We start from the raw sequence: 17,105 nt of genomic DNA, 5'->3' as shown, positions 1-17,105 counted from the left end.
GCTTGGCGCCGATGGCGGCGAGCGAGCCCACTTTTTAACAAGGTGTAGTTGCGATGAAACGTGTAGGTCTGATCGGTTGGCGCGGCATGGTCGGTTCCGTGCTCATGCAGCGGATGCTGGAAGAGCAGGACTTCGATCTTATCGAACCGGTGTTTTTCACCACTTCCAATGTCGGTGGCCAAGGCCCGTCCGTGGGCAAGGACATTGCCCCGCTCAAGGACGCGTACAGCATTGAAGAGCTGAAAACCCTCGACGTGATCCTGACCTGCCAGGGCGGCGACTACACCAGCGAAGTCTTCCCCAAGCTGCGCGAAGCGGGCTGGCAGGGCTACTGGATCGACGCCGCGTCCAGCCTGCGCATGCAGGACGACGCCGTGATCGTGCTGGACCCGGTGAACCGCAAGGTCATCGACCAGCAACTCGACGCAGGCACCAAGAACTATATCGGCGGCAACTGCACCGTCAGCCTGATGCTCATGGGCCTGGGCGGCCTGTTCGAGGCTGGCCTGGTGGAATGGATGAGCGCCATGACCTATCAGGCGGCCTCCGGTGCCGGCGCGCAGAACATGCGCGAACTGATTAAGCAGATGGGCGCGACCCACGCTGCGGTCGCCGATCAACTGGCCGACCCGGCCAGCGCCATCCTCGATATCGACCGGCGTGTGGCCGAAGCCATGCGCAGCGAAGCCTACCCGACCGAAAACTTTGGCGTGCCGCTGGCGGGCAGCCTGATTCCGTGGATCGACAAGGAACTGCCTAACGGCCAGAGCCGCGAAGAGTGGAAGGCTCAGGCCGAAACCAACAAGATCCTGGGCCGCTTCAAGAGCCCGATCCCGGTGGACGGCATCTGCGTGCGCATCGGCGCGATGCGCTGCCACAGCCAGGCGCTGACCATCAAGCTCAACAAAGACGTGCCGATCGCCGATATCGAAGGGCTTATCAGCCAGCACAACCCGTGGGTCAAACTGGTGCCGAACCAACGCGATATCAGCATGCAGGAGCTGAGCCCGACCAAGGTCACCGGCACCCTGAATGTACCCGTGGGCCGCTTGCGCAAACTGAACATGGGCACTCAGTACCTGGGCGCGTTCACCGTCGGCGACCAGTTGCTGTGGGGCGCGGCCGAGCCGCTGCGGCGCATGCTGCGGATCCTACTGGAGCGTTGATCCTTTCGTGTTGTAGAAGAACCCGCGCCTTGCAAGAAGCGCGGGTTTTTTTATGGCGCAATGGGTTTGCCCGCGATGGCCTTTAATTGCCTGCATGCCACCCACCCGGTAAAGTGCCGCTCCCCCCGTTTCGCCTGAGGTAAACCCCATGAGCCAGTCCTTTGATATCGCCGTGATCGGCGCCACCGGCACGGTCGGCGAAACCCTGGTGCAGATCCTCGAAGAGCGCGACTTCCCGGTGGGCGACCTGCATTTGCTGGCCAGCAGCGAGTCGGCGGGGCACTCGCTGCCGTTTCGTGGGAAAAACCTGCGGGTGCGGGAAGTGGATGAGTTCGATTTCGCCAAGGTGCAACTGGTGTTCTTCGCCGCCGGCCCGGCCGTCACCCTGAGCTTCGCGCCCCGTGCGACCGCAGCGGGATGCGCAGTGATCGACCTGTCCGGCGCCTTGCCCGCCGAGCAGGCACCCCAGGTGGTGCCGGAGGTCAATGGCCAGGTACTGGCGAGCCTGGCCAAGCCGCTTCAAGTCAGCAGCCCCAGCCCTTCGGCCACCAGCCTGGCCGTGGTGCTGGCACCCTTGCAGAGCGTGCTCGACATCCAGCGGGTCAGCCTGACGGCCAGCCTCGCGGTCTCTGCCCAGGGGCGCGACGCGGTGAAGGAGTTGGCCCGGCAAACCGCCGAGTTGCTCAATGTCCGCCCGTTGGAGCCCAAGTTCTTTGACCGGCAGATGGCGTTCAACCTGCTGGCCCAGGTTGGCAAGCCGGACGCCCAGGGCCACACCCTCCTGGAAAAACGCCTGGTGCGCGAACTGCGCGACGTTCTGGCGCAGCCTTTATTGAAGATTTCCGTGACTTGCGTTCAAGCGCCGGTGTTTTTTGGCGATAGCTTTACTGTCAGCCTGCAATGTGCGGCGGCGGTGGACCTGGGCAAGGTCAACCAGGCCCTGGAAAACGCACCGGGCATCGAACTGGTGGAGGCCGGCGATTATCCGACCGCGGTGGGCGATGCGGTAGGGCAGGACGTGGTCTACGTTGGCCGGGTTCGCCACGGTGTGGACGACGCGACGGAACTCAACCTGTGGCTGACCTGCGACAACGTGCGCAAAGGCGCGGCGCTCAACGCCGTGCAAGTGGCTGAGTTGTTGATAAAAGACCTGCTGTAAAAGATACTTGGCGCCAATTTACCGAATGTTTCTGACCAGGCGCTATGCTTGGCCGAACCGGGCCTCCCGCGGGGCCCGCAGCTTCACGGAATTAATCGCGCGCACGTTCCCTACAAGGCTGCGCGCAGTGCCTTACGGCAGCGGCTACTAAACCTTCTCGCTGGCCGAGGAATGTTCAACAAAGGATGAGGCTATGGTTCAAGTTCGCAAACTGGTGCTGGCAATTGCGGCCGCCTCGGCGCTGTCCTCTGGCGTGGCGCAGGCCCTTGGCCTGGGTGAGCTGACCCTCAAGTCAGCCCCGGCCCAACCGCTGGTGGCAGAGATCGAACTGCTGGACGTCAAGGACCTCACCGCCGCCGAAGTGGTGCCCAGCCTCGCCTCGCCGCAAGACTTCAGCAAGGCCGGTGTCGACCGCCAGGCCTTTCTTGATGAACTGCGTTTCACCACGGTGCTCAACCCTGGCGGCAAAAGCGTGCTGCGGGTGACGTCGAGCAAACCGCTCACCGAGCCCATGGTCAAGTTCCTGGTGCAAGTGATGTGGCCCAACGGCCGCTTGCTGCGTGATTACAGCGTGCTGCTCGACCCGTCCAAGTTCTCCCCGCAAGCCGCCGATGCTGCGGCCCAGCCTGCACCAGCGCAAGCGGTCAACCCGACGGCGGCCCCAGTCACCGCGCCCGGCAAACCGGCGCAGCACACCACCCGCGCCCGCGACACCCTCTGGGAAATCGCGGCCAAGGCGCGCAATGGCGGTTCGATCCAGCAAACCATGCTGGCGATCCAGGCGCTGAACCCCGATGCCTTCGTCGATGGCAACATCAATCGCCTGAAAACCGGCCAGGTCTTGCGCCTGCCGGATACCACCCAAAGCACTGCCCTGGCGCAACCGGCCGCCGTCGCCGAGGTGAATGCCCAATATGTGGCCTGGCGTCAGGGCCGCCGCGCGGCGCGGGCGCAACCGCTGGACGCCACCAAGCGTGCGCGGGCCACCGTCGCCCCCAGCCAAGGGCCGAAGACGGACAAGCTGAGTTTGGTTTCGGCCAACTCCGGCAAGGGCGGCAACGACAGCAAGGCGTTGAGCGACAAGCTTGCGGTGACCCAGGAAAGCCTCGATGCCAGCCGCCGCGACAATGCCGAGCTGAAAAGCCGCATGGCCGACCTGCAAAGTCAACTGGACAAGCTCCAGCGCCTGATTGAACTGAAAAACGACCAATTGGCCAAGTTGCAGGCCGAAGGTTCCGCCCCAGCGACAGCGGCCGTGGCCAGCGCCCCGAGCCCAGGCAATCCGGCAATGCCGGCCGAACTGGTTGCTCAGCCTGCCCCTGTGGCCACTGTGGCGCCGGCCCCTGAACCGGTAGCCCCAGCGGCGAGCGAGGAGGCGAAGTACAACGATTTGCTGACCAATCCGTTGCTGTTGGGCCTGGTGGGTGGCGGCGCGGTGATCCTGCTTCTGCTGTTGTTGTTGCTGGCCCGTCGCCGCAAGGCGCAGCAAGAAGCGGAAAAGCACCTGCGCATGGCCCGTGCCCTGGCCGAAGAGTCCGACCTGTCCTCGGACATGGACCTGCCGCAAAGCAGCTTCGAAGGCCTTGACGTTCCCCCGCCGAGCGTCAACCTCGCTCCAGCTCCAGCTCCAGCTCCAGCTCCAGCTCCAGCTCCAGCTCCGGTGATCGCGCCGGTGGTGGTGCAGGCGCCGATTGCCGCGCCCCTGGTGGCGCCGGCCGCCGAGCGTTCCGACGACGTGCTGGCCCAGGCCCAATCCCATATCGCCAACGGTCGCCTGAACCAGGCTGCCGAGTTGCTTGAAGAAGCCATCAAGCAAGAGCCGCAACGCAGCGACCTGCGCCTGAAACTGATGGAAGTCTACGGCGAGCAGGGCGACCGCGACGCGTTCGTGGTGCAAGAGCGCCAGTTGGTGGCTAACGGTAAGAACTTTGCCGAAGTCGAACAGCTCAAGGCCCGTTTCCCGGCCATGGCAGTGGCGGCGCTCGGTGCGGCGGCAGTGGCGGCTGAGCTCGACGCCCAGTACGTCAAGGAGCTGCTGCAAGATGAGCCCGCAGCGGCCCCGGCGCCTGCCGTGGCTTCTTCGGATGAGCTGGACGCTGACTTCGACCTGAGCCTGGATGACCTGGAAGCGGCATCGCCCGCTACTGTCGCCTCGGTGCCGGAGCTGGAAGCCTTCCCGCTGGACGACGACCTGAGTTTCGAGTCGGTGCTGGCGCAGCAGACCGAAGCCAAGGAAAGCCTGGACGACCTGTCGGATTTTGACTTCGACCTGGGTGCCGACCTGCCTGAGGAAGCCCTGGCCGACGAAGACCTGCTGAGCCTGGATGACGAGTTCAAAGACCTGTCGGCCGCCGAGGTGCCGACGGTCACCCAAGCCGCTCTGGATGATTTGGATTTACCCGCCGACTTTGACCTGTCCCTGTCCGACGAGCTGGACGTTCAGGCGGAGCCGGATGCCTTCTCCGCTGAGTTGGATGACGTCAACGCCGAGCTGGATCGCTTGTCCCAGAGCATGGCCGAGCCGACCTTCACAGCCGACGACGCAGCCATGGGTGACGATTCGGAGTTCGACTTCCTCTCCGGCACAGATGAAGTAGCCACCAAACTCGACTTAGCCCAGGCGTATATCGACATGGGCGACAGTGCCGGTGCCCGGGACATCCTGGCCGAAGTGCTCACCGAGGGCGACGATGGCCAGCGCGGCGAAGCCAAGGCAATGCTCGATCGCCTGGCCTGATCCTGATGCAGGTACAGCCTCTGTGGGGGAGCGCCTGAGCGGCGCTCCCCCACAGTTTTTTCAGGTCAGCAAATCTTCATAAAACGCGCCAAACGCTCGGGTCGGGTGGGCGATCTGGATTTCCAGGATCCACAGGCCTACGTTCGGGCAGGCCTGGAAATCGCCCAGGTCACCCGCGCGATAGATGGCATGGGGGAAGTCGCTGACCCGGTGGCCCTTGATATCCAGATTAAGCACCCAGCCCATGGCGCTCGCCCGTTCGGCGGCGTAGGCGTAGAGCGCCGGGCCGGCGACGTGTTCGTCGCGCCAGTAGCGGTAAACCTCATCGAACAACGTCTTGGCCGCCACTGCACAGGCCTGCATTTCGGGGTCGCTGCCGGTGGTGAAGGTAGCGCCGCAGTCGCCTTCGTGGCGGTCCCAGACCACACCCAGGTCAATCAGGAAAATATCGTCCTCACCCAGGCGCGGGTCACCGTCGGAACGCTGCTTGAAGGTTTTTAGGGTGTTGGTACCGAAACGGATCAGCAGTGGGTGCCAGATGCGGTCCATGCCCAGTTCTTCCAGTACCTCAAAGCCCATGGTGCGGGCCGCGGACTCGAGCATGCCGGGGTGAATGCGCCGGGCCATTTCATCGATGGCTTCCCAGGTCTTGCGTTTGGCATGCAGCATGCCTTCCAGGCTATAAGCCGTGCCCACGGCTTCTTTCGGTATCGCGTTCATTGCATCAGGTCTCGGCGGTGGTTGTCGTTATATATATGTATATATAGCGAAAGCATGTGGCCCGCTGCAATCACCCTGGCTCAGCCTATCCGCCAACAAAAACACGGCGGAACATGGCGTCGGCCGGTAGCGGCCTTATAATGGCCGCCTTTGCGTCCCTCAGCAGGCTGTAAGTCCTTGGCAAATATAGATAACGCGGCCGCCGAAATGGCGGCCGCAGGCTTTTCCCGAATCGCACTGGGTGTGGAATACAAGGGCTCGCGCTATTGCGGCTGGCAACGCCAGGCCTCGGGCGTGCTGACCGTGCAGGAAACCCTTGAGAACGCGCTGTCCAAAGTCGCCAACTCGCCGGTGTCGCTGATGTGTGCCGGGCGTACCGATGCCGGAGTGCACGCGTGCGGGCAAGTGGTGCACTTCGACACCCAGGCCGAGCGCTCGATGAAGGCGTGGGTGATGGGCGCCAATATCAACCTGCCCCATGACATCAGCGTCAGTTGGGCCAAGGTCATGCCGGCGCACTTTCATGCGCGGTTCAAGGCCATTGCCCGGCGTTACCGCTACGTGATCTACAACGATCAGATCCGCCCGGCGCATTTGAACCAGGAAATCACCTGGAACCACCGCCCGCTGGACGTACAGCGCATGGCCGAGGCCGCCAGCCACCTGGTGGGCACCCATGACTTCAGTGCCTTTCGCGCGGGGCAATGCCAGGCCAAGTCGCCGATCAAGAAGCTTCACCACCTGCGGGTTACCCAGCACGGCAAGATGATCGTGCTGGATATCCGCGCCGGTTCGTTCCTGCACCATATGGTGCGCAACATCGCTGGGGTGCTGATGACCATCGGTGCCGGCGAGCGCCCGGTGGAATGGGCCCGGGAAGTGCTGCAGAGCCGCATCCGCCGTACCGGCGGGGTAACGGCCCACCCCTATGGCCTGTATTTGGTGCAGGTCGAGTACCACGACGAATTTGAGTTGCCCGAGCGTTTTATCGGCCCGCACTTCCTTACCGGGTTCGCGGAACTTGACGGCTGACGCCTGGAAAAGCATTTGCTACCATCCGGGGCTTTCCCGGACAAGCCTTGGAGTTTTCGCGATATGGCAGCCGTTCGCAGCAAAATTTGCGGTATTACCCGCATAGACGATGCGTTGGCGGCGGTCGAGGCTGGGGCGGATGCCATTGGCCTGGTGTTCTACGCCCAGAGCCCACGGGCGGTCACGGTGCAGCAGGCGCGGGCCATCATTGCCGCGCTGCCGCCATTCGTGAGCACCGTGGGGTTGTTCGTCAACGCCAGCCGCTGCGAGTTGGGCGAGATTCTCGATGCGGTGCCCCTGGATCTGTTGCAGTTCCACGGCGACGAAACCCCGGCCGATTGTGAAGGCTACCGTCGCCCCTATATTAAGGCGCTGCGGGTCAAGGCCGGGGATGACATCACCGCCAGTTGCCAGGCATATGCCGGGGCCAGCGGGATGTTGCTCGACACCTATGTCGAAGGTGTCCCCGGCGGCACGGGCGAGGCGTTCGATTGGGCGCTGGTGCCCAAAGGTTTGTGCAAACCGATTATCCTGGCCGGCGGCTTGTGCGCCGAAAACGTGGCCGACGCCATTGCCCGGGTTCGCCCTTACGCAGTGGATGTCAGTGGCGGGGTGGAGCAGGGCAAGGGCATCAAGGACCACGCCAAGGTTCGCGCCTTCATGCAGGCCGTTCGCGGTTGCGCGTAGAGGATGTGACGACGTGCAGTTGACTGCCGTCCATAACACCACTGTACAAAGCAGGCCGGCGCCGTCGCTGGACGGTCCGAATCGAAGTGGCGACTGCTCAAGGGCGGGCGCCTTGATGGCTGAGGATGGGCTCGCGCCCGCAGGTCAAGCCTGGCGCTGACCGCGCTAGCGAACCGATCATCGCCGCACACATGAATTTAGCTCAAGGGCATACGCGGGGCCTCGAACCTCAAGGGTTCGGGCCGCCGGTACTGGAGAAAGAAAGCATGAGCAACTGGTTAGTAGACAAACTGATCCCTTCGATCATGCGTTCCGAGGTGAAGAAAAGCTCGGTGCCTGAAGGTCTGTGGCACAAATGTCCGTCCTGCGAGGCGGTGCTGTATCGCCCCGAACTGGAAAAAACCCTGGATGTTTGCCCTAAGTGCAACCACCACATGCGGATCGGCGCGCGCGCCCGTATCGATATCTTCCTTGACCTCGATGGCCGCGTTGAACTGGGCGCCGATCTGGAGCCGGTCGATCGCCTGAAGTTCCGCGACGGCAAGAAGTACAAGGACCGCCTCACCGCTGCCCAAAAGCAGACCGGCGAGAAAGATGCATTGATCTCCATGAGCGGTACTCTGCTGGGCATGCCAGTGGTGGTGTCGGCGTTCGAGTTCTCCTTCATGGGCGGTTCGATGGGTGCCATCGTTGGCGAGCGCTTCGTGCGCGCTGCCAACCATGCCCTGGAACATCGCTGCCCAATGATTTGCTTCGCCGCCTCCGGTGGTGCGCGGATGCAAGAAGCCCTGATCTCGCTGATGCAGATGGCCAAGACCTCGGCCGTGCTGGCGCGCCTGCGTGAAGAAGGCATTCCGTTCATCTCCGTGCTGACCGACCCGGTCTACGGCGGTGTTTCCGCCAGCCTGGCGATGCTTGGTGATGTGATTGTCGCCGAACCCAAGGCCCTGATCGGTTTCGCCGGCCCACGTGTGATTGAGCAGACCGTGCGCGAAAAGCTGCCCGAAGGTTTCCAGCGCAGTGAATTCTTGCTGGAACACGGCGCCATCGACATGATTATTGCCCGTCAGGAACTGCGCCCGCGCCTGGGTAACCTGCTGGCGCAACTGATGGGCCTACCGACGCCTGAGTACGTGGCCGCGCCGATTGAGCCGATCGTCGTGCCGCCGGTGCCTGCCAACCTATGACCCAGCGCACCCTTGGCGAATGGCTCGCCTACCTTGAGCAGTTGCACCCGTCGGCCATCGATATGGGGCTGGCACGCTCGCAAGAGGTAGCCGCGAGAATGGGGCTGGGCAAGCCGGCGCCACGGGTGGTCACCGTGACGGGGACCAATGGCAAGGGTTCGACCTGTGCTTTCGTGGCGTCATTGCTACGGGCGCAGGGGCTCAAGGTCGGGGTCTACAACTCGCCACACCTGCTGCGCTACAACGAGCGGGTGCAGCTCGACGGGCGCGAAGCGACAGACGCCCAGCTGTGCGAAGCCTTCGAGGCGGTGGAGGTCGGGCGCGGCGCAACCACCCTGACTTACTTTGAGATGGGCACGCTGGCGGCATTCTGGCTGTTCCAGCGTTCGGCACTGGACGCTGTGGTACTGGAAGTCGGCCTGGGCGGGCGCCTGGACACCGTCAACTTGGTAGACGCCGATGTGGCGCTGGTCACCAGCATCGGTGTCGATCACGTCGAGTACCTGGGTGATACCCGCGAATCGGTAGCCTTCGAGAAGGCCGGCATCTTCCGCCCGGGCGCGCCTGCGCTGTGTGGCGACCTCAATCCTCCGCAACCCCTGCTGGACAAGGCCCGTGAACTGGGTTGCCCGCTGTTTTTGCGCGGCCGCGATTTCGATCTGGGGGGGACTGAGCAATTCTGGCAATGGCGTGGGCTGGATCGGCGGGGCCAAGAGGTGCAATTGCGCGACTTGCCGTTGCTCGACCTGCCCATGGAAAACGCCGCGCTGGCCTTGCAGGCCTATTTGCTGCTGGGCTTGCCCTGGGAGGCTGGGCAGATCGCCGCGGCGCTGCGCGACACCCGGGTGGTCGGGCGCCTGGACCGGCGCCAATTCAACTGGCAGGGCAAGCGCCTGAACCTGCTGCTGGACGTCGGCCACAACCCCCACGCCGCGCAGTACCTGGCTCATCGCTTGGCCCTGCGGCCGGTGGCGGGTAAGCGCCTGGCGGTGTTCGGCCTGCTGGCGGACAAGGATCTACAGGGCGTGTTGGCGCCGTTGAGTGCCAGCGTCCGGCATTGGGCGGTCGCGCCACTGGACACGGCTCGCACTCGCCCGGCGGTGGACCTGCAAGCGGCGCTACAGAACCTTGGTGCCGCGGTGACGTCCTATGGCAGTGTGAGTGAGGCTCTGCAAGGGCAGTGCGCACAAGCGACGGAAGAGGACGAGATCCTGTTGTTCGGATCATTTTATTGTGTCGCCGAGGCCCTTCAATGGCTGGCCCGGCGCTCCACGGAGGAAGTGGCAAATGGCTTTGCTGGATAACGCTTATAAGCAGCGTATGGTCGGGGCCCTGGTCCTGGTGGCGCTGGCGGTGATTTTCTTGCCGATGTTGTTCTCCCGCCAGGATGAACAGCGGCAGGTTGTGGTCGAGGCTCCGGCGGCGCCCGCCGCCCCGGCCATGGCGCAGATTGAGGTTGAACCGGTGGTGGTACCCGAGCCCGAGGTTCTGCCCCAGGAGCCGGTACCGAGCGATGAAGAGATCGCCGAGTCGATTGCGCCTAGCGTTCCGGCGACCCCACCGACAGCGCCCATTGCCGCCAGCAAGCCTGTCGCCCCACCTACGCCGCCCAAGCCTGCGGCGGTGCAGCCTGCGGTGCGCCCGGATGTCAGCCAAAGCCGCGTCGATGCCAATGGGTTGTCGGTGAGCTGGTCGGTGCAACTGGCCAGCCTGGCGAGCCGCGAAGGCGCCGAAAGCCTGCAGAAAACCCTGCGTAGCCAGGGCTACAACGCCTACATCCGTTCTGCGGATGGCAAGAACCGGGTGTTCGTCGGGCCATTGATCGAACGTGCCGAAGCCGATCGCCTGCGTGACTTGCTCGGTCGTCAACACAACCTCAAGGGTTTTGTCGTGCGCTTTCAGCCGGAACGCAGCTGAAAACCGCGCAATTGATTTGAAATGGGCGCGTAATCGCGGCTTACCGACCGGCATGGGCTCTGCTAAAATGCGCCGCCTTATCCGTCTGTAGGCTGCACTGTGCCATTTACCTGGGTTGACTGGGCGATCGTTGCCATCATCGCCATCTCTGCTTTGATTAGTTTGAGTCGCGGCTTCGTCAAAGAAGCGTTGTCGTTGCTCACCTGGATCGTCGCAGGAGTCGTTGCCTGGATGTTTGGTGGCTCATTGTCCGAGTACCTCGGCGGTTATATCGAAACACCCTCGGCCCGCGTGATCGCGGGCTGCGCAATCATGTTTGTCGCCACCTTGCTGGTCGGCGCAATGGTCAACTTTCTTATCGGCGAATTGATTCGCGTCACCGGGCTTTCCGGGACCGATCGTTTCCTGGGCATGGCGTTCGGCGCTGCGCGTGGCGCACTGCTGGTGGTCATCGCTGTCGGGCTGTTGAGCCTGGGGCCGGTACAGCAGGATTCGTGGTGGCAGGAGTCAAGGCTCGTGCCACAATTTCTATTGGTCGCGGACTGGTCAAAAAACCTCATTCTGGGGTGGAGCAGTCAGTGGCTGGCCAGCGGTATCAGCGTACCCGCTGAAATACCGTTCAAGGAGCACCTCTTGCCGGTCAACACGGCCCCGTGAGTGGTGTTCAGTTCAGTTTCATTAAGTAGGGGTTGCGTCGCATGTGTGGCATCGTCGGTATCGTCGGTAAGTCGAACGTCAATCAGGCGCTGTATGACGCGCTAACCGTCCTCCAGCACCGCGGCCAGGACGCTGCCGGTATCGTAACCAGCCACGATGGCCGGTTATTCCTGCGCAAGGACAACGGCCTGGTCCGTGACGTGTTCCATCAGCGTCACATGCAGCGCCTGGTCGGCCATATGGGCATCGGCCATGTGCGCTACCCGACCGCGGGCAGCTCGACCTCGGCCGAAGCTCAACCGTTTTACGTCAACTCGCCTTATGGCATCACCCTGGCACACAACGGCAACTTGACCAACGTCGAGCAGTTGGCCAAGGAGATCTACGAGTCGGACCTGCGCCACGTCAACACCAATTCGGACTCCGAAGTGCTGCTCAACGTGTTTGCCCACGAACTGGCCCAGCGCGGCAAGTTGCAGCCGACCGAAGAAGACGTTTTCGCCGCTGTCACCGACGTGCACAACCGTTGCGTGGGCGGCTACGCCGTGGTGGCGATGGTCACCGGTTACGGCATTGTCGGTTTCCGCGACCCTAACGGCATCCGCCCGATCGTCTTCGGCCAGCGTCATACCGACGAAGGCGTCGAGTACATGATTGCCTCCGAAAGCGTTTCGCTGGATGTGCTGGGCTTCACCCTGATCCGCGACCTGGCGCCGGGCGAAGCGGTCTACATCACCGAAGAAGGCAAGCTGCACACCCGTCAGTGTGCGGTCAACCCGAAGCTCAGCCCGTGCATCTTCGAGCACGTTTACCTGGCCCGTCCGGACTCGATCATCGATGGTGTTTCGGTCTACAAGGCGCGTCTGCGCATGGGCGAGAAGCTGGCCGAGAAGATCCTGCGCGAGCGTCCTGACCACGATATCGACGTGGTTATCCCGATTCCCGACACCAGCCGCACCGCGGCGCTGGAGCTGGCCAACCACCTGGGCGTGAAATTCCGTGAAGGCTTCGTAAAGAACCGCTACATCGGTCGGACCTTCATCATGCCGGGCCAGGCTGCGCGCAAGAAATCCGTGCGCCAGAAGCTCAATGCCATCGAGCTGGAGTTCCGCGGCAAGAACGTGATGCTGGTGGACGACTCCATCGTGCGCGGCACCACGTGCAAGCAGATCATCCAGATGGCCCGCGAAGCAGGTGCCAAGAACGTGTACTTCTGCTCGGCGGCGCCGGCCGTTCGCTACCCCAACGTCTATGGCATCGACATGCCCAGTGCCCATGAATTGATCGCCCACAATCGCTCAACCCAGGATGTGGCCGACCTGATCGGCGCCGACTGGCTGATCTACCAGGACCTACCTGATCTGATCGAGGCGGTTGGTGGCGGCAAGATCAAGATCGAAAACTTCGACTGTGCGGTGTTCGACGGCAAGTACGTCACCGGCGACGTTGACGAGGCCTACCTGAACAAGATCGAGCAGGCACGCAACGATGCCTCCAAGGTCAAGACCCAGGCGGTGAGCGCGATCATCGATCTGTACAACAACTGATTGAACACCGGCCCTTAGGGGCCGGTTTGCGTTTATATCTACAGAACAGAGCAAGGAGTGGGCAGCATGAGTCAGGATTGGGATGCCGGTCGGCTGGATAGCGACCTTGAGGGCGTAGCGTTCGATACCCTGGCGGTACGTGCCGGCCAACACCGCACCCCGGAAGGTGAGCACGGCGACCCGATGTTCTTCACCTCCAGCTATGTTTTTCGCTCGGCGGCGGACGCGGCAGCGCGTTTTGCCGGCGATGTGCCGGGGAACGTCTACTCGCGCTACACCAACCCGACCGTGCGGGCGTTCGAGGAGCGTATCGCGGCGCTGGAAGGCGCAGAGCAGGCCGTGGCGACCGCCACCGGCATGGCGGCCATCCTGGCGGTGGTGATGAGCCTGTGCAGTGCTGGCGATCATGTGCTGGTGTCGCGCAGCGTATTTGGTTCGACCATCAGCCTGTTCGAGAAGTACTTCAAGCGTTTCGGTATCGAAGTCGACTACGTGCCCCTGGCGGATCTGTCGGGCTGGGGCGAGGCGATCAAGGCCAATACCCGTTTGCTGTTCGTCGAATCGCCCTCCAACCCACTGGCTGAATTGGTGGACATCGCGGCGCTGGCCAAGATCGCCCACGCCAAGGGCGCGATGCTGGTGGTCGATAACTGCTTCTGTACCCCGGCGTTGCAACAGCCGCTGAAGCTGGGCGCGGATGTGGTGGTGCATTCGGCGACCAAGTTCATCGACGGCCAGGGGCGCTGCATGGGCGGCGTGGTGGCCGGCCGTAGCGAGCAGATGAAGGAAGTGGTGGGCTTCTTGCGTACTGCGGGGCCGACACTGAGCCCGTTCAACGCCTGGATCTTCCTCAAAGGCCTGGAAACCCTGAGCTTGCGCATGCGTGCCCATTGCGCCAGCGCCCAGGTCCTGGCCGAGTGGCTGGAGCAGCAGGAGGGTATCGAGAAAGTCCACTACGCGGGTCTCAAGAGCCATCCACAGCATGCCCTGGCCCAGCTCCAGCAGCGTGGGTTCGGGGCGGTGGTGAGTTTTGAGGTCAAGGGCGGCAAGGCGGGCGCGTGGCGCTTTATCGACGCCACGCGGCTGATTTCCATCACCGCGAACCTGGGTGATAGCAAGACCACCATTACCCACCCCAGCACGACGTCCCACGGCCGCCTCGCCCCGCAAGAGCGCGAGGCGGCCGGTATTCGCGACAGTCTGATTCGCGTGGCAGTGGGCCTTGAGGATGTGGCGGACCTGCAAGCTGATCTGGCGCGTGGGCTGGCGGCCTTGTGATCGAGCTGTCTGCAACGGCCAATGGCCGGGTCGCGTTGGTTACCGGCGCGGCGCGGGGGATTGGCCTGGGTATTGCGGCTTGGCTGGTATGTGAAGGTTGGCAAGTGGTGTTGGCTGATCTGGACCGCGAACGCGGCTCCAGGGTGGCCAAGGCGTTGGGGGAGGGGGCCTGGTTCGTCACCATGGATGTGGCCGATGAAGAGCAGGTCACCCTGGGCGTTGCCCAGGTTCTGGGCCAGTTCGGGCGGCTCGATGCGTTGGTGTGCAATGCCGCCGTGGCGGACCCGCACAACATCACGCTCGAAGCCCTCGATCTGGCCTACTGGAACCGGGTGTTGGCGGTCAATCTCAGTGGGCCGATGCTGCTGGCCAAGCATTGCGCGCCTTACCTGCGGGCCCACGGCGGGGCGATCGTCAATCTGACATCAACCCGGGCGGGGCAATCCGAACCCGATACCGAGGCCTACGCGGCGAGCAAGGGCGGCTTGCTGGCCCTGACCCACGCGTTGGCTATCAGCTTGGGGCCCGAGATTCGCGTCAACGCGGTGAGCCCTGGCTGGATCGATGCTCGCGACCCCTCAGTGCGCCGCGCTGAACCGCTCAGTGATGTCGACCATGCCCAACATCCGGCAGGGCGCGTGGGGACGGTCGAGGACGTGGCGGCGATAGTGGCCTGGCTGCTGTCGCGTAATGCCGGGTTTATCACCGGGCAGGAATTCGTGGTTGATGGCGGCATGACCAAGAAGATGGTCTACGCATAGCGCTGTATGGCTTTCGCTTGTGGCCTGAAGCTGATGACTTGCGGTTGTTTTGAAAAAACTTCAACCCTGCTATTGACTTAGCATCTCTATCTGCGTAAATTTCGCGGCCTCGGAGATGCAACGGGTGATTAGCTCAGCTGGGAGAGCGTCTGCCTTACAAGCAGAATGTCGGCGGTTCGATCCCGTCATCACCCACCACTTCGAGAGTCCTGCTTAGGCAGGATGGAAGCTGAAAAGCCTCCACCGACGCGCAGCGGTAGTTCAGTCGGTTAGAATACCGGCCTGTCACGCCGGGGGTCGCGGGTTCGAGTCCCGTCCGCTGCGCCATATTTTCCAGATCGGTTTTCCGTTCTGAGATTGAAAAGCTTCGCAGCTTTCCAGTCCGACGATTTAAACGGTTCACATGGACGCAAGTCCAAGCGATACGCAGCGGTAGTTCAGTCGGTTAGAATACCGGCCTGTCACGCCGGGGGTCGCGGGTTCGAGTCCCGTCCGCTGCGCCATATCTGCTTCAAGGCCCACTGAACGCCTTGCAGCAACGAAGAAAGCCTACGGCTGATTCGTATCCGATAGCAAAGACCCTGGTCGAAAGACCGGGGTTTTTTGTGTCTGCGATAAAAGCAGCCTTTAGCGGCGAGCTTTAAGCTGCAAGATAAAAGCATGGGATCTTTCTTGCAGCTTGGGGCTTCTGGCTTCAAATCCCGTACTTATCCCGCAGTCCGTAATACCAGGCGCCCAGCGCCGCGAAGGGTGTGCGCAGCAGTTGGCCGCCGGGGAAAGGGTAGTGCGGTAGGTCGGCAAAGGCGTCAAAGCGCTCTGCCTGACCGCGCAAGGCCTCGGCCAGCACCTTGCCGGCGAGGTGGGTGTAGGTCACGCCGTGGCCGCTGCAGCCCTGGGAGTAATAGATGTTGTCGCCCAGGCGCCCGACCTGGGGGAGGCGCGACAGCGTCAGCAGGAAATTACCGGTCCAGGCGTAGTCGACCTTCACATCCTTGAGTTGCGGGAAAGCCTTGAGCATCTTCGGCCGAATGATCGCCTCGATGTTGGCTGGGTCGCGTGCGCCATACACCACGCCGCCGCCAAAGATCAGGCGCCGGTCGCCGGAAAGACGATAGTAGTCCAGCAGGTAATTGCAGTCTTCGACGCAGTAATCCTGAGGTAACAGGCTTTGGGCCAATTCTTCGCTCAAGGGTGCTGTGGTGATGACTTGGGTGCCGCACGGCATCGACTTGGCGGCCAGCTCCGGGACAAGGTTTCCCAGGTAGGCGTTACCGGCGACGATGACGAATTTGGCTCTGACTTTCCCTTGTGGCGTATGCACCACGGGATGGGTGCCGCGTTCGATGCGTATCGCGGGAGACTGCTCATAGATGACGCCGCCTAGGGACTCCACCGCGGCGGCTTCGCCCAAGGCGAGGTTGAGTGGGTGGACGTGCCCGCCGCTCATGTCCAGCATGCCGCCCGTGTACAGGTCAGAGCCCACTACCTCGCGGATGCGGCGTTGGTCCAGCAATTCCAGTTGGGTATGGCCGTAACGCTCCCACAAGCGCTTCTGCGCCTCCAGGTGATCCATCTGCTTGGCGGTGATGGCCGCGAAGACGCCGCCGTCCTTCAAGTCGCATTGGATCTGGTACTTGGCCACGCGCTCGCGAATGATCCGACCGCCCTCGAACGCCATTTGCCCCAACAACTGCGCCTGCTGCGGCCCGACACTGCGTTCGATCACATCGATATCACGGCTGTAGCTGTTGACGATTTGCCCACCGTTGCGCCCGGAAGCGCCAAAACCGACTTTTGCCGCTTCAAGGACGGTGACCCGAAAGCCGCTTTCCAGCAGGAACAGGGCGCTGGAAAGCCCGGTGTAACCGGCGCCGATCACGCAGACATCGGTTTCAGTGTCTTCCTGCAAGGCTGCCCGTGTGGGCGCTGCATTGGCTGAGGCCGCGTAATAGGATTGTGGGTAAGAAGTGTTCGTCATCCTGAAATCTCTGTTTTATATTTTTTACGAGTGCCCCGATGCTACCTGAGTTGAAATTTGGCTGCCAGCCACAGCAAAAGCTTCATTGCTGGGGCGAATTTAAATATTTCGCATATTCATAGGCTTAGGTGAAAAAAAGCTGTTGACACGCTCCGGTAATTCCGTAGAATGCCGCCTCACAGCAGGCACGTAGCTCAGTTGGTTAGAGCACCACCTTGACATGGTGGGGGTCGTTGGTTCGAGTCCAATCGCGCCTACCAAACAAAATCCGCTCTGCTG

14 protein-coding genes and 4 tRNA genes are annotated in these 17,105 nt (G+C 62.5%); 16 read left to right on the top strand and 2 right to left on the bottom strand.

What is annotated here, in order from left to right; all coding sequences use genetic code 11:
- Positions 1–53 precede the first annotated feature (53 nt).
- From asd to AC19YR_RS10280, 3 genes are all read left to right on the top strand, one after another.
- Entirely contained in the window at positions 54–1,166 is a 1,113-nt protein-coding gene (asd, locus tag AC19YR_RS10290) for an aspartate-semialdehyde dehydrogenase (RefSeq protein WP_095107693.1), read from the top strand.
- 148 nt (positions 1,167–1,314) lie between these two features.
- Entirely contained in the window at positions 1,315–2,325 is a 1,011-nt protein-coding gene (locus AC19YR_RS10285) for an aspartate-semialdehyde dehydrogenase (protein WP_095107694.1), read from the top strand.
- Between the two features lie 193 nt (positions 2,326–2,518).
- Entirely contained in the window at positions 2,519–5,062 is a 2,544-nt protein-coding gene (locus tag AC19YR_RS10280) for a FimV/HubP family polar landmark protein (RefSeq protein ID WP_500598313.1), read from the top strand.
- A 60-nt stretch (positions 5,063–5,122) separates the two neighbouring features.
- Here AC19YR_RS10280 and AC19YR_RS10275 read toward each other — a convergent pair whose 3' ends face one another.
- Positions 5,123–5,782, bottom strand: a complete 660-nt coding sequence (locus tag AC19YR_RS10275; RefSeq protein WP_500598311.1) for a M24 family metallopeptidase — start codon at positions 5,780–5,782, stop codon at positions 5,123–5,125.
- A gap of 207 nt (positions 5,783–5,989) precedes the next feature.
- On the opposite strand from AC19YR_RS10275, the gene truA reads away from it, so the two are divergent.
- The 12 genes from truA (at position 5,990) to AC19YR_RS10215 (ending at position 15,351) form a co-directional block, all read left to right on the top strand.
- Positions 5,990–6,814 carry a tRNA pseudouridine(38-40) synthase TruA gene (gene truA, locus AC19YR_RS10270; RefSeq protein ID WP_095107697.1) on the top strand — a complete coding sequence of 275 codons (825 nt, stop codon included), beginning with the start codon at positions 5,990–5,992 and terminating at the stop codon, positions 6,812–6,814.
- Between the two features lie 63 nt (positions 6,815–6,877).
- A complete protein-coding gene (locus AC19YR_RS10265) occupies positions 6,878–7,501 on the top strand; it encodes a phosphoribosylanthranilate isomerase (RefSeq protein ID WP_095107698.1) in 624 nt (207 codons plus the stop codon).
- A 266-nt stretch (positions 7,502–7,767) separates the two neighbouring features.
- Positions 7,768–8,688, top strand: coding sequence for an acetyl-CoA carboxylase, carboxyltransferase subunit beta (accD, locus tag AC19YR_RS10260; protein ID WP_095107699.1), 921 nt, complete (start codon positions 7,768–7,770; stop codon positions 8,686–8,688).
- On the top strand, positions 8,685–9,992 hold the full coding sequence (gene folC / locus AC19YR_RS10255) for a bifunctional tetrahydrofolate synthase/dihydrofolate synthase (protein WP_500598310.1): 1,308 nt from the start codon (positions 8,685–8,687) through the stop codon (positions 9,990–9,992). Before accD ends, folC begins: the two co-directional genes overlap by 4 nt.
- A complete protein-coding gene (locus AC19YR_RS10250; protein ID WP_500598309.1) occupies positions 9,976–10,605 on the top strand; it encodes an SPOR domain-containing protein in 630 nt (209 codons plus the stop codon). Before folC ends, AC19YR_RS10250 begins: the two co-directional genes overlap by 17 nt.
- A gap of 99 nt (positions 10,606–10,704) precedes the next feature.
- Entirely contained in the window at positions 10,705–11,262 is a 558-nt protein-coding gene (locus AC19YR_RS10245) for a CvpA family protein (RefSeq protein ID WP_095107702.1), read from the top strand.
- A 41-nt stretch (positions 11,263–11,303) separates the two neighbouring features.
- Complete coding sequence (gene purF / locus AC19YR_RS10240; protein WP_095107703.1) at positions 11,304–12,809, top strand: amidophosphoribosyltransferase; 1,506 nt, start codon at positions 11,304–11,306, stop codon at positions 12,807–12,809.
- 66 nt (positions 12,810–12,875) lie between these two features.
- Positions 12,876–14,087: an O-succinylhomoserine sulfhydrylase gene (locus tag AC19YR_RS10235; RefSeq protein ID WP_500598306.1), complete on the top strand. Its 1,212-nt coding sequence runs from the start codon at positions 12,876–12,878 to the stop codon at positions 14,085–14,087.
- Complete coding sequence (locus AC19YR_RS10230; protein WP_500598304.1) at positions 14,084–14,848, top strand: SDR family oxidoreductase; 765 nt, start codon at positions 14,084–14,086, stop codon at positions 14,846–14,848. The genes AC19YR_RS10235 and AC19YR_RS10230 overlap by 4 nt, the downstream gene beginning before the upstream one ends.
- A 122-nt stretch (positions 14,849–14,970) precedes the next feature.
- Positions 14,971–15,046, top strand: a tRNA-Val gene (locus AC19YR_RS10225).
- 52 nt (positions 15,047–15,098) lie between these two features.
- Positions 15,099–15,175: transfer RNA gene (locus tag AC19YR_RS10220), tRNA-Asp, on the top strand.
- A 99-nt stretch (positions 15,176–15,274) separates the two neighbouring features.
- Positions 15,275–15,351: transfer RNA gene (locus AC19YR_RS10215), tRNA-Asp, on the top strand.
- A 191-nt stretch (positions 15,352–15,542) separates the two neighbouring features.
- On the opposite strand, the gene AC19YR_RS10210 is transcribed toward AC19YR_RS10215, so the two are convergent.
- Positions 15,543–16,826 (bottom strand): NAD(P)/FAD-dependent oxidoreductase, encoded by a 1,284-nt coding sequence (locus tag AC19YR_RS10210; RefSeq protein ID WP_500598302.1) that lies wholly within the window; start codon positions 16,824–16,826, stop codon positions 15,543–15,545.
- Between the two features lie 183 nt (positions 16,827–17,009).
- Between AC19YR_RS10210 and AC19YR_RS10205 the strand changes: the two genes are divergently transcribed.
- Positions 17,010–17,086, top strand: a tRNA-Val gene (locus AC19YR_RS10205).
- Positions 17,087–17,105 lie beyond the last annotated feature (19 nt).

Source organism: Pseudomonas sp. MF08817 (genome assembly GCF_059862705.1).
The sequence above is the reverse complement of the archived record's forward strand: the minus strand, read 5'-3'. Positions and strand labels throughout refer to the sequence as shown.